The 12,560-nt window shown below is 56.3% G+C and carries 12 protein-coding genes; 5 read left to right on the plus strand and 7 right to left on the minus strand.

Annotated elements, in window-relative coordinates:
- Positions 1-2 precede the first annotated feature (2 nt).
- Complete coding sequence (locus BY447_RS09490) at positions 3-680, minus strand: SDR family oxidoreductase (protein WP_110331021.1); 678 nt, start codon at positions 678-680, stop codon at positions 3-5.
- Positions 681-907: 227 nt separating this feature from the next.
- Here BY447_RS09490 and BY447_RS09495 point away from each other — a divergent pair, with 227 nt between their 5' ends.
- Positions 908-1,927: a LacI family DNA-binding transcriptional regulator gene (locus tag BY447_RS09495; RefSeq protein WP_013359380.1), complete on the plus strand. Its 1,020-nt coding sequence runs from the start codon at positions 908-910 to the stop codon at positions 1,925-1,927.
- Positions 1,928-1,985: 58 nt separating this feature from the next.
- Here the strand turns inward: BY447_RS09495 and BY447_RS09500 are convergent, their stop codons facing one another.
- Positions 1,986-2,813 (minus strand): hypothetical protein, encoded by an 828-nt coding sequence (locus tag BY447_RS09500; protein ID WP_110331022.1) that lies wholly within the window; start codon positions 2,811-2,813, stop codon positions 1,986-1,988.
- Position 2,814: 1 nt separating this feature from the next.
- The gene (locus tag BY447_RS09505; RefSeq protein ID WP_013359382.1) at positions 2,815-3,012 is read right to left on the minus strand and encodes a hypothetical protein; all 198 of its coding nucleotides are present in this window, start codon (positions 3,010-3,012) and stop codon (positions 2,815-2,817) included.
- Positions 3,013-3,304: 292 nt separating this feature from the next.
- Between BY447_RS09505 and BY447_RS09510 the strand changes: the two genes are divergently transcribed.
- Entirely contained in the window at positions 3,305-4,291 is a 987-nt protein-coding gene (locus BY447_RS09510; RefSeq protein WP_110331023.1) for an aldo/keto reductase, read from the plus strand.
- Between the two features lie 7 nt (positions 4,292-4,298).
- Here the strand turns inward: BY447_RS09510 and BY447_RS09515 are convergent, their stop codons facing one another.
- Positions 4,299-5,483, minus strand: coding sequence for an NAD(P)/FAD-dependent oxidoreductase (locus BY447_RS09515; RefSeq protein WP_013359384.1), 1,185 nt, complete (start codon positions 5,481-5,483; stop codon positions 4,299-4,301).
- 243 nt (positions 5,484-5,726) lie between these two features.
- Here BY447_RS09515 and pitA point away from each other — a divergent pair, with 243 nt between their 5' ends.
- Entirely contained in the window at positions 5,727-7,229 is a 1,503-nt protein-coding gene (gene pitA / locus BY447_RS09520; RefSeq protein WP_143813135.1) for an inorganic phosphate transporter PitA, read from the plus strand.
- Between the two features lie 36 nt (positions 7,230-7,265).
- Here the strand turns inward: pitA and uspB are convergent, their stop codons facing one another.
- Positions 7,266-7,601 (minus strand): universal stress protein UspB, encoded by a 336-nt coding sequence (gene uspB, locus BY447_RS09525; protein ID WP_013359386.1) that lies wholly within the window; start codon positions 7,599-7,601, stop codon positions 7,266-7,268.
- 414 nt (positions 7,602-8,015) lie between these two features.
- Between uspB and uspA the strand changes: the two genes are divergently transcribed.
- Positions 8,016-8,453, plus strand: coding sequence for a universal stress protein UspA (gene uspA, locus BY447_RS09530; RefSeq protein ID WP_013359387.1), 438 nt, complete (start codon positions 8,016-8,018; stop codon positions 8,451-8,453).
- 60 nt (positions 8,454-8,513) lie between these two features.
- On the opposite strand, the gene rsmJ is transcribed toward uspA, so the two are convergent.
- The gene (gene rsmJ, locus BY447_RS09535) at positions 8,514-9,260 is read right to left on the minus strand and encodes a 16S rRNA (guanine(1516)-N(2))-methyltransferase RsmJ (RefSeq protein ID WP_110331024.1); all 747 of its coding nucleotides are present in this window, start codon (positions 9,258-9,260) and stop codon (positions 8,514-8,516) included.
- An 8-nt stretch (positions 9,261-9,268) separates the two neighbouring features.
- Positions 9,269-11,311 carry an oligopeptidase A gene (gene prlC / locus BY447_RS09540; RefSeq protein WP_013359389.1) on the minus strand — a complete coding sequence of 681 codons (2,043 nt, stop codon included), beginning with the start codon at positions 11,309-11,311 and terminating at the stop codon, positions 9,269-9,271.
- Positions 11,312-11,717: 406 nt separating this feature from the next.
- Between prlC and BY447_RS09545 the strand changes: the two genes are divergently transcribed.
- Positions 11,718-12,560, plus strand: a complete 843-nt coding sequence (locus tag BY447_RS09545; protein ID WP_095706545.1) for a 23S rRNA (adenine(2030)-N(6))-methyltransferase RlmJ — start codon at positions 11,718-11,720, stop codon at positions 12,558-12,560.

The raw sequence follows: 12,560 nt of genomic DNA on the forward strand, positions 1-12,560 counted from the left end.
GCCTACCACTGCAGCTGCTGGCCGGCGTAATCGACGTAGTGATGACCCCCGCGTCCGCGCCATTGGGTCAGCTGCTGAACGATACCGGCGGCGCTCTCTTCTGCCGTCAGCGGCGCACTCTCGCCGCCCATATCCGTTTTCACCCAGCCGGGATGCAGCGTCAGCAGCGTCCCGTTCCGTGCTTCAACCGCCGGTGTCAGCGTGCGGCTCAGCATATTCAGTGCGGCTTTGCTGGCCGAGTAAATCGGCATCTGCGCCTCCGGATTTTCATTCAGGCTGCCGAGCTGGGATGAGGTCAGCGCCAGTACGCCCTCTGGCTTCAGCAGCGGCAGCAGAATCTCTGCACTGCGAACCGGGGCTATCGCATTGGTCAGGAACAGCTGTGCCAGTTCCTGATCGTCACTCTGCGACACCTTCTGGTGCGAAGGCCCGAAAATCCCGGCATTGATCAGAATCGCATCGAACGCGTTGCCACTGAGCTGGCCCGCAAGCTGCTGAACCGCCGATGCGTCGGTCATATCCAGCGCCTGCCAGTCGATACCTGGCCTGTTGCCCTGTTCCGGAACACCGCTGCGATGGGTGGCTGTAACCTGCCAGCCGTCACCGGCAAACGCCTGCACGACCGCCAGACCGATACCGCGTGAAGCACCAATAATCAGAACTTCTTTTTGCTGCGCCATATTCACTCCTCGTTAATTGTCTCGCTACAAGCTTAACGGTATTTCCGCCCGGACAGCGGCCCGCTGTGCTTTTTAACCTGACGACCGCACTGAGGGTAAAAGCGCATGGCGCAACGCTGTTGATGGTTTTCCATCATAAAATTACTTTATCTTTTACTTTTAACCGGTTAGAAGAGATAAACAGTCTGGCAGGCAGCAGCTAATCGCCATTTACGCGTGGAGTCTGAATGAAAAAGCTCACCTTAGAGGTGGTGGCAAAAATGGCGGGCGTCGGGATTGCGACGGTTGACCGGGTGCTGAATGAGCGCGGCGGCGTCTCGCTGGAGACCAGCCGCAAAGTTCTGAAGGCCGCGCGTGAAGCGGGACTCCGGCGTCTGCTGCCAGAGGAGTATCAGCATCCGTGGCAAATCGAAGTCTTCCTTAGTAACAACGGCTCATCCTTTTTTCAGCAGCTCACCACCTGTTTCAGCGAGATCGCCAGTCAGCTTGGCTATCGCCGCCTGAAGCTGCACAAAACGCTCGTGGCCGAAGCGCAGCCCGAGCAGCTGGCGCAGAGCATTGTCGCCCGCAGCAGCACCCGCGACGGCATTATCGTGTTTGCACATGACTCACCGCCTGTCTATCGGGCACTGGCGCTGTGCCGCAGCCGCAATGTGCCGGTGATCACCATCGTCACCGATCTGCCCGACGCTGACCGCCTGTGTCATGTTGGCATCGACCAGTATCAGGCAGGCCGCACCGCGGGCCTGCTGATGAGTAAAACCCTGAACCAGCCCGGCGACATTCTGATGGTCAGCGGCCGCTTTGATTATCGCGCCCACCGTCAGCGTATCGCCGGCTTCCGTGAAGCCATGGAGCAGCGTGCGCCGCAGCGTTATCTGCGTGAGGTGCTGTCGGGTCAGGATCAGCGGGAAACCATCCGCAGCGAGCTGGCCCGCAATCTGCGTTCGTCACAGGCGATTGCCGGGGTCTACAACACCGGCATGGGCAACACGGACGTCAGCGATACCCTGCGCGCTCATCAGCTGCTGGGTAAATGCACCTACATCACCCATGAGCTTTATGATGTGACCCGTCAGCTACTGCTGAACGATGAAGTGGCGTTTACGCTGGATCAACATGCCCGGCAGCATGCCCGATTAGCGATCGATCTGATGCTGAGTCATCTGGAAACCGGCTATCAGCCGGATGTCTATCAGGCGGGTAAAGTCGCGTTCCGGCTGTTTACGGCGGAAAATATGGTGTGAGATGAACCCGGTTTCCCCTGATGAGACAATTTAATCAGGGAAAACCAGGTGAGCATTCTTAATCCGACTCGTCACGGCTTTCTTTGCTGTCCGGACTGTCGTCATCATTACCCTGACTCTTCTCCACTTCCTGCGGATGTCCCATCGAAAGTGCCGTGGCGCTGGCCGGATCGAACAGTGACAGACTCTCAATCTGGTCCACCATAATCACTTTACGGAACGACATCGCATCTTTAGGCTTCGAGTCGAGCGTGATCTCATGCTCGGCGTACCATTTGCTGTAGTTATGCTCTACCGCCAGCTTCAGCGTTTTGCTGTCGCGATAGCCGCTCAGCATCGGGATCAGCACGATGTTTTTGGTGCTCTCATATTCAAAGGTCGAGGCATGCACCATGCCGATGTAAATACGGCGCGACTTCAGCGTAATCCACGCCAGCTCGCCCTCTTCCATGCACTGAAACAGCAGTTGCTCCACGCCGTTGGATCGTGACAGCCGCTGATAGAGATCTTTACGCCCTGATACATTCAGGCGTGCGCTGCCCGCCCAGTTTGAGCGATAGAGGCAGAGCAGAATGGCGAAGGCGAGCATAATGACAACCGGTGCCTGGATGCCCAGGAAACTCCAGTTCATGAACTCCACCTGCCACTTCAGATGCACGCCGGGGATCATCTGCAGGGCATTGGCGATACCGGACATACAGAGCAGCAGCAGCCAGACGATGCCAGTGGCGAACACGCCCTGCAGAACAAAAATACAGCCGTAAAGCGCGACCAGAAAATAGACATCCCAGCCCGACGAGCGGCGGATTTTAAAGCGGCTGTTTAAATCACGGCTGGTGTACCAGTAACCACTGACCATCAGCACCATAAATATTGCGGTACCCACCTTACACTCCCTTTAACGTATTCACATGGCGGGCAAAATCTTCGTGGACTTCCTCACTCAGCGTATTGACCGAGATATTGCCGTTCTCATCAATAATGATGCGCTCACCTTCGGCGATGGAGTCGTTGATATCCTGACGGGTCATGATCTGTAGAAACTTCTCGGGACTGGCAAAGACCGACTTAACAAATTTAAACATAGCGATCCCATTGTTGGCCTGAAAATTGAAGTATGTGACCGAATCCACACTCTCGCCTGTTTAATTTCAGGTGAAATTTCTTAAAATCAATTAATTAGCGAAGCGGTATCCACACGATCCGGCCTGTTTTTGCAGAAATCTTCAACGTAACCAGCAGCCTGCCGCAAAAAGCCTCCTGTTTATACGGGTCTGGTATGCAACAACGCCGAATCGCCTCACCGCCGGAAAGCGCTAAGATCAATGGTTAGCCCTTTTCTGTCACCCTGTCTGAAACGCATCGAGGAAGGTTTGCATGAAATTACGAACACTGGGCCGAACCGGTCAGCGCGTCTCTGAAATTGGCTTTGGCGCATGGGCCATTGGCGGAACCTGGGGAGAAGTGAGCATGGAGGATGCCAAAGCCGCGCTGAACGCCGCGCTGGATGCGGGCATCACCTTTATTGATACCGCCGATGTCTATGGCGATGGCCGCTCCGAAAAGATTATCGCGGAGGTGCTGAACCAGCGCGGCGGGGAACGCCCGTTTGTCGCCACCAAACTGGGGCGTCGCCTTTCACCGCACGTGACTGAGGGCTACAACGCCGAAAATCTCAACGCCTTTATCGATCGCTCACGTGAAAATCTGCAGACCGAAACGCTGGATCTGGTGCAGCTGCACTGCCCGCCGACCGAGGTCTACTACAACCCGGACGTCTTCGCGGTGATGGATGAGATGGTGGCCGCCGGGAAAATCCGTCACTACGGCGTCTCAGTTGAGAAAGTCGAGGAAGGGCTGAAGGCGCTGGAATTTCCCAACGTCTCGTCGATTCAGCTGATCTACAACATTTTCCGCCAGCGTCCGGCGGAACTGCTGCTGCGTGAGGCAAAACGCCGTGATGTGGCGATCATCGCCCGTGTGCCACTAGCGTCAGGTCTGCTGACCGGTAAAATGAATGCCGACAGCGTGTTTGCCGTTGACGACCATCGCACCTTTAACCGCAATGGCGAAGCGTTCGATAAGGGCGAGACTTTCTCCGGCGTGCCGTATGAGGTGGCGCTGGAAGCGGTTGAGGAGATTCGTCGCTTCGTGACGGGTGATACCACCATGGCGATGTTTGCGCTGCGCTGGATCCTGATGAACGAAGATGTCAGCGTGGTAATCCCTGGCGCGAAAAATCGCGAACAGGCTGAAGCCAATGCCCGCGCCAGCGATGTCGATGCGCTCTCTGAGGAGACGATGGCAGCGCTGAAGCAGATCTATCAGGAGAAGATCGCGCCTCACGTGCATCAGCGCTGGTAGACGCGCGTTACAACGCCTGGGCGCAGGCCCAGGCGGAACTCCAGGCCCACTGGAAGTTATAGCCGCCCAGCCAGCCGGTGACATCGGCCACTTCGCCAATAAAGTAAAGCCCCGGCACCGCACGCGCCTCCATGGTTTTCGAGGAGAGCTGCGTCGTATCCACGCCGCCCAGCGTTACTTCCGCCGTACGATAGCCCTCTGTGCCGTTTGGCTGGATGCGCCAGGCGTGCAGCGTCTGCGCCAGCTCAGTTTGCTGTTTGCTGTTGAGCTGCTTCAGCGTGATGTCCGGCACCACCTTCAGCGCCTGAAGGACTTCCACCAGGCGCTTCGGCAGAATTTTCGCCAGGCTGTTTTTCAGGCTGAGATTCGGATGTGCTTCACGCTGTGCCGTCAGAAACGCCTCAAGCGGTGTGGCGGGCGACAGATCGATAGTGACGAATTCACCCGGCTGCCAGTAGCTGGAAATCTGCAATACCGCCGGACCGGACAGGCCGCGATGGGTGAAGAGCATCGCCTCTTTGAAGCGGGTTCCATCCTGCGCATCAATCGTGGTCTCCAGCGCCACGCCTGACAGCGTCTGCAGCTGCTCCAGCAGCGGCTTGTGCAGAGTAAAAGGCACCAGCGCCGCCCGCGTCGGAAAGACGCTCAGGCCGAACTGCTCCGCAATTTTATAGCCGAATGGCGAAGCCCCCAGACCTGGCATCGACAGGCCGCCGCTGGCGATGACCAGCTTCTCCGCCTGAACCGTACTGCCGTTGAGTTGCAGGGTATACCCGCTTTCATCGCGCGCCACGCTGAGCACTTCACTGCGCAGCCGCAGAGTGACATTGCCCTTGTCACATTCGGCCAGCAGCAGATCGACAATCTGCTGAGCCGAGTCATCACAGAAGAGCTGGCCCAGCGTTTTCTCATGCCAGGCAATCCCGTGACGATTGACCAGATCGATAAAATCCCACTGGGTATAACGCGCCAGCGCCGATTTACAGAAGTGGGGATTGTGCGACAGATAAGCCGCCGGTTCGGTATAGAGGTTGGTAAAGTTGCAGCGGCCACCGCCCGACATCAGAATCTTGCGTCCCGGCTTTTTGCCGTTATCCAGCAGTAACACGCGGCGTCCCCGCTGTCCGGCCTGGGCGGCACAGAACAGACCGGCGGCGCCGGCACCAATGATGATAACGTCAAACTGTTCCACTGCGGTTCACTCACTTAACTGGAAAGGCGCAGATTGTAGTGATCTGCTCACTGAGACGCCAGCGTCAAAAAATTGCCGTAAATGTGTCATATTGTATCTGCTTAATATCTAACCCTTTTTAGCTGAGTTACCCTTCAGCCTTACGACGAAAGGTCAAATTAACGCTATATTTTCCTTTCCCATACAGCACGTTGTCGCGGATAATGCGCCGCGTTCATGTCCTCCAAAAATGGCGTAACGTTTATGCTACATCTGTTTGCTGGTCTAGACCTCAGTACTAGCCTGTTATTGGTTCTTGCCCTGCTGTTTGTATTGTTTTACGAAGCGATCAACGGTTTCCACGACACGGCCAACGCAGTTGCGACGGTCATCTATACGCGTGCCATGCGTGCCCAGCTTGCTGTGGTGATGGCGGGTGTATTCAACTTCCTTGGCGTGCTGCTCGGTGGATTGAGTGTCGCTTACGCTATTGTTCATATGCTTCCCACCGATCTGTTGTTAAATGTTGGATCGGCTCACGGTCTCGCCATGGTGTTTTCTATGCTGCTGGCGGCGATTATCTGGAACCTCGGCACCTGGTATCTCGGTCTGCCGGCCTCCAGCTCCCATACCCTGATCGGCGCCATTATCGGTATCGGTCTGACCAACGCCCTGATGACCGGAACCTCGGTAGTTGATGCACTCAACATCCCGAAAGTCCTGAACATCTTCCTTTCTCTGATCCTGTCGCCGATTGTCGGCCTGGTGATGGCGGGCGGCTTGATCTTCATTCTGCGTCGCTACTGGAGTAATACCAAAAAGCGTGCGCGTATTCATATGACGCCTGCTGACCGCGAGAAGATCGACGGCAAGAAAAAGCCGCCGTTCTGGACCCGTATCGCCCTGATTGTTTCGGCAATTGGCGTGAGCTATTCGCACGGCGCGAATGACGGTCAGAAAGGCATTGGCCTGATCATGCTGGTCCTGATTGGCGTGGCTCCGGCCGGTTTCGTGGTAAATATGAATGCCTCCGGTTATGACATTACGCGTACCCGCGATGCGGTTAATCACCTGGAGCAGTATTACCAGCAGCATAACGCCTCGCTGACGCACATCATCCAGATGGCACCGCCTAAGCTGCCAACGCCGGAAGAAGTGCCAGCGACCAGCCCGCAGGAGTTCCACTGTGACAGCGCGCGTGCACTGCAGGCAGTTCAGCGTGCTCAGGTGTTGCTGAATAATCTGCAAAGCTACGACCAGCTGACGGTTGATCAGCGCGGTCAGATGCGTCGTCTGCTGCTGTGTATCTCAGACACCGCCGATAAAGCGGCCCGTCTGGAAGAGACATCACCGGATGACAAGCGCTTCCTCAATAAGCTGAAAAGCGACCTGCTTGGCACCATTGAGTATGCGCCGATCTGGATTATTGTGGCCGTCGCGCTGGCGCTGGGCATCGGCACCATGATTGGCTGGCGTCGTGTTGCCACCACCATTGGTGAGAAGATTGGTAAAAAAGGCATGACCTATGCACAGGGCATGTCAGCGCAAGTGACCGCCGCGCTGTCGATTGGCGTCGCCAGCTATACCGGCATGCCCGTCTCCACTACGCATATCCTCTCTTCATCGGTAGCCGGTACGATGCTGGTTGACGGGGGCGGACTGCAGAGCCGGACCATCAAGAACATCGCCATGGCGTGGATCTTCACCCTGCCGGTCTGTATTCTGCTGTCAGGTTCGCTCTACTGGATTGCCTTGAAACTGGTGTGATGCCAGCAGACAAAAGGGCGACGTAAGTCGCCCTTTTTAATGCCAGATCGCCAGAGCCACCAGACTTATCACTACCAGTCCGCACAGTGCACTGGTCAGAAGAAACTGCCCCCGCACCCGCTCGCAGCGCCGGATAAACTCATCGTCATGATGATCAAGATAGCGCTTTGCCCAGATATAGGTGACGAGCCGCACCTGCTTGCTCGGCTGACCGTGAGAGGTGAAGAATCCCGCCCCATCGACATACTGATACAGCAGCGGATCACAGCCCCGTAATACCGCCAGCAGGGCACGCAGCGATGAAAAATAGCGCGCCATATTCACGATACACACCACACAAAGAGCCCAAAAAAGCGCAATAGTGTTGATCATATTCTCCCCCTCCCGACTGGCATCGCAGCAACAGACTCAGCGTCAGACACTGTATCCGCCTGCAGAAAAAACCAGCCACTGAATCACCGGACTGCGAAAATTTTCGACCCCTGAGCGGCTGCGAACCGGACCGCCTTTTTTCAGTGTAGGAGAGTTCTTTACATTTTTTCCAACGATGATTTTCGTTCAGCGCGAGTAAATCTGGCATAGCCTTGATCTTATTCATAAGCCAGGCGGCAACGGCAGCATTTGCAGTGAGAGAAGGCTATACTCAGAACATAACAACATCATCACCTGCAACGCAGGTAGACACTTTGGTGGCGCTCATCGCCCGCTCGCGCAAAGGATTTCGCTAAGCTGTGACGCGGCAGGAACACCGGATGCCATCCTTAATCTCGTGAAAGGAGTTTTATCATGGCTTATAAACACATCCTGATTGCAGTAGACCTTTCTCCCGAAAGTCAGTTACTGGTGGATAAGGCCGTCTCGCTGGCTCGCCCGTATGATGCCAGAATTTCCCTGATTCACGTTGATGTGAATTACTCCGACCTCTACACCGGCCTGATTGATGTCAACTTAGGGGATATGCAGAAGCGCATCTCTGAAGAGACGCATACGGCGCTGAAAGGGTTATCAGATGCCGCGGGCTATCCGATCAGCGAGACGCTGAGCGGCAGTGGCGACCTCGGCCAGGTGCTGGTTGATGCGATCAAAAAATATGACGTTGACCTGGTGGTGTGCGGTCATCATCAGGATTTCTGGAGCAAGCTGATGTCTTCAGCTCGTCAGTTGATCAATACCGTGCATATCGACATGCTGATTGTGCCGCTGCGCGATGAAGACGAGGCGTAATTCAGCCGCTTAAATGAATAAAGCCGGCACGGAGCCGGCTTTTTTATACGTTTAAATCGGTTAAAGCGGAGGATAAATATCAAAGCGATGGCTTTTGGTTACGACCGCCGCCTGCGTCACGACACCCGCCAGCGGCGGTGCATAGTCTGGCCGCTTCACCACAATCCGTTTCTTCGCCAGCCGCCGGGCCGGTTCCAGTAGCGCATCGGCATCTTCATCCGGCCCTACCAGCGACTGAAAGACCCGCATCTCCTTTTTTACCAGCGCACTTTTCTGGCGATGGGGATACATCGGATCAAGATAGACCACATCCGGCTGCGGCGTAATCTCGCCCAGCGCCTGCGCACTGGCTGCATGAATCAGCGTCAGGCGGTCGCGCAGCCAGGGGCCAATTTCCGCATCCTGATAACCGCGCTGCAGGCCATCTTCCAGCAGCGCAGCCACGACAGGATGGCGTTCCAGCATCCGCACCCGGCAGCCGAGCGCCGCCAGCACAAACGCATCACGTCCAAGTCCGGCCGTCGCATCCACCACATCCGGCAGATAGCCGCCTTTAATGCCAACCGCTTTAGCGACAGCTTCGCCACGTCCACCGCCAAAGCGACGGCGATGCGCCATTGCCCCGGTGACGAAATCAACAAAAATACCGCCCAGCTTTGGCTCATCACGCTTGCGCAGCTCAAGGTGCGTCGGCGTTTGCACCAGTGCCAGCAGCGCGTCTTCGTCGTGCTCCAGCTGCCAGTGCTGCGCTAAACGTGATAAGGCGCCGTCTCCGGCGCCTGATTCATCGAGCAAACAGATTTTCACGAACCGACTTATCCCTGAATGCCGTAATGTTCCAGCATCGCATCGAGCTGTGGCTCACGGCCACGGAAGCGTTTGAACAGCTCCATCGGCTCTTCAGAACCGCCACGCGTCAGGATGTTATCCAGGAACGACTGACCAGTTTCACGGTTAAAGATGCCCTCTTCCTCGAAGCGGGAGTAAGCATCCGCCGCCAGCACGTCCGCCCACAGATAGCTGTAGTAACCTGCTGCATAGCCACCGGCAAAAATGTGGCTGAAGGCGTGCGGGAAACGGCCCCATTCCGGACTCGGAACGACTGCTACGCGGCTTTTCACTTCGCGCAGGGTTTCCAGAATCTGTGCGCCTTTCTCCGGATTAAACTCGGTATGCAGACGGAAATCGAACAGGCCGAACTCCAGCTGACGCAGGATAAACAGCGCGGCCTGATAGTTTTTCGCCGCCAGCATTTTATCCAGCAGTTCTTTCGGCAGCGGTTCGCCGGTCTCAAAGTGACCGGAGATAAAGGCCAGCGCATCCGGCTCCCAGCACCAGTTTTCCATGAACTGGCTTGGCAGTTCGACCGCATCCCATGGCACACCGCTGATACCGGAAACGCCAGGCGCTTCGATGCGGGTCAGCATGTGGTGCAGGCCGTGACCAAACTCATGGAACAGGGTAATCACTTCGTCATGGGTGAACAGCGCAGGTTTGCCTTTCACCGGACGGTTAAAGTTACAGGTCAGGTAAGCAACGGGCTTCTGCAGGCTGCCATCGGCTTTACGCATCTGGCCCACGCAGTCATCCATCCAGGCACCGCCACGTTTGTGCTCGCGGGCGTAGAGGTCGAGATAGAAGCTGCCGCGCAGTTCACCGGTTTCATCGAACAAATCGAAGAACTTCACGTCAGGATGATAAACCTCAACGTCGGTACGCTGCTTCGCAGTGATACCGTAAATGCGTTTCACCACTTCGAACAGACCGGCGACCGCGCGCTCTTCCGGGAAGTAAGGACGCAGCTGCTCATCGCTGATGGTGTAGAGATGCTGCTTCTGCTTTTCACCATAATAAGTGAGATCCCATGGATTCAGCTGCTCAACGCCATGCTCTTTCTGCGCGAAGGCGCGCAGCTGCTCCAGCTCTTTTTCACCCTGCGGACGGGCGCGTTCAGCCAGGTCATTCAGGAAGTCGATCACCTGAGACGGGCTTTGCGCCATTTTGGTCGCCAGCGATTTATCCGCGTAGGAGTCGAAGCCCAGCAGCTGAGCCAGCTCGTGACGCAGCGCCAGCTCTTCCGCCATGATAGGACCGTTGTCCCATTTACCGGCGTTCGGACCCTGATCGGAAGCACGCGTCGCATAGGCGCGATACATCTCTTCGCGCAGCGCCGCGTTATCGCAGTAGGTCATGACCGGCAGATAGCTTGGAATATCCAGCGTCAGCAGCCAGCCTTCCTGCTCTTTGGCTTCAGCCTGAGCTTTCGCCGCCGCCAGCGCGCTTTCCGGCATACCGGCCAGCTCGCTTTCATCGGTGATCAGCTTGCTCCAGCCCATGGTCGCATCGAGCACGTTGTTGCTGTAAGCCGAACCCAGCTCAGAGAGGCGCGCGGCGATTTCGCCATAGCGCTGCTGTTTATCCTTTGGCAGGCCGATTCCAGAGAGTTCGAAATCACGCAGGGCGTTATCGACCGCTTTCTTCTGCGCCAGATCCAGTGCCGCGTATTGATCGCCCTCTTTGAGGTTGCGATACGCCTGATACAGCCCTTCATGCTGACCGACCCAGGTGCTGTATTCAGAGAGCAGCGGCAGCGTCTGCTCATAGGCTTCACGCAGCTCCGGGCTGTTTTTTACCGAATTAAGATGGCTGACCGGGGAGAAAATACGGCTCAGGCGATCGTCGGTTTCCGCCAGCGGCTGAACCAGGTTATCCCAGGTGTACGGCGCACCCTGCGCCACCACTTTTTCGACTTCTGCGCGGCATTGGCTCAGCACTTCCGTCACGGCAGGAACAACATGTTCAGGCTGGATAGCAGAAAAAGGGGGGAGCGTAAAAGATGTCAGTAGCGGATTGGTCATAGCGCAGTCCTTTATCGATGTATGGGGCGCAGCGGGTCGCGCAACGCAATCTAAGTAACATGCGGCTTAGTGTAGTGAAAATCAATGGGGGTCAGGATGAGGTGGGGAAGAAACGCGCGAATGGCTACCCGAAAGCCCGCTGCTTTTAAACTATGGCTGCGATTGCGATGAGCGCGTCGGGCAGCTTTCCGTACCTGCATGCCTGCAACAGGATGCCGCGCCCTGTAATCCCGATTTGTTATCACGCTTCTGGCCCATCGCCAGGCCATCCCTGATATAATCGCGGATTCTCATGCTTTTCCTGCGTCGGTTGCTGTGCGTCGTTCTGTAGGTAATACGTGAGGTAATAATTGGTATAAATTGATTTTCCATCAATTAAAACCTTATACATTCAACAGGATAAACAATGCTGAGTTATCGCCATAGCTTCCATGCGGGCAACCACGCCGACGTGCTGAAGCACACTGTTCTGAGCCTGATCATCACGGCGCTGAAAGAGAAAGAGAAACCGTTTTTCTACCTGGATACCCATGCGGGCGCAGGCCGCTACCAGCTGAGCGGCGAGCACGCCGAGCGTACCGGTGAATATCTGGAAGGCATCGCGCGTATCTGGCAACAGCCCGATGCACCGGAACTGCTGCAACCCTATTTTGACGCCATCGGTGCGCTGAATCGTGGCCCTTCTCTGCGCTACTATCCGGGTTCACCGCTGATTGCCCGTCATCTGCTGCGTGAAGATGACCGGCTGCAACTCACCGAGCTGCACTCCAGCGACTATCCGCTGCTGCGCAACGAGTTCAGCAAAGACAACCGCGCGCGCGTCGACCGTGCCGACGGTTATCAGCAGTTAAAATCGAAACTGCCACCGCCGTCGCGTCGCGGTCTGGTGCTGATCGACCCGCCTTATGAGATGAAAAGCGACTACCAGGCAGTGGTGAAAGGCATTCAGGAAGGTCATAAACGGTTTGGCACCGGCGTCTTTGCGCTGTGGTATCCGGTGGTGTTACGTCAGCAGATCAAACACATGCTGCGCGACCTGGAAGCAACCGGCATCCGCAATATCCTGCAGATCGAACTGGCTGCCCGTCCGGACAGCGATCAGCGCGGCATGACCGCCTCCGGCATGATCGTGATTAACCCGCCGTGGAAGCTGGCCGATCAGATGAATACCCTGCTGCCATGGCTGCACAAAAAACTGGTTCCGGCCGGTACCGGTCACTTCGTGGTGAACCAGATCGTTCCTGAATAA

This window comes from Pantoea sp. JKS000250, assembly GCF_003201065.1.
Taxonomy (GTDB): Bacteria; Pseudomonadota; Gammaproteobacteria; order Enterobacterales; family Enterobacteriaceae; genus Pantoea; species Pantoea vagans.

Bases quoted from the DNA above. Each gene is read 5' to 3' on its own strand.
- BY447_RS09490 (WP_110331021.1), bottom strand. From the start codon at position 680: ATGGCGCAGCAAAAAGAAGTTCTGATTATTGGTGCTTCACGCGGTATC.
- BY447_RS09495 (WP_013359380.1), top strand. From the start codon at position 908: ATGAAAAAGCTCACCTTAGAGGTGGTGGCAAAAATGGCGGGCGTCGGG.
- BY447_RS09505 (WP_013359382.1), bottom strand. From the start codon at position 3,012: ATGTTTAAATTTGTTAAGTCGGTCTTTGCCAGTCCCGAGAAGTTTCTA.
- BY447_RS09510 (WP_110331023.1), top strand. From the start codon at position 3,305: ATGAAATTACGAACACTGGGCCGAACCGGTCAGCGCGTCTCTGAAATT.
- pitA (WP_143813135.1), top strand. From the start codon at position 5,727: ATGCTACATCTGTTTGCTGGTCTAGACCTCAGTACTAGCCTGTTATTG.
- uspB (WP_013359386.1), bottom strand. From the start codon at position 7,601: ATGATCAACACTATTGCGCTTTTTTGGGCTCTTTGTGTGGTGTGTATC.
- uspA (WP_013359387.1), top strand. From the start codon at position 8,016: ATGGCTTATAAACACATCCTGATTGCAGTAGACCTTTCTCCCGAAAGT.
- prlC (WP_013359389.1), bottom strand. From the start codon at position 11,311: ATGACCAATCCGCTACTGACATCTTTTACGCTCCCCCCTTTTTCTGCT.
- BY447_RS09545 (WP_095706545.1), top strand. From the start codon at position 11,718: ATGCTGAGTTATCGCCATAGCTTCCATGCGGGCAACCACGCCGACGTG.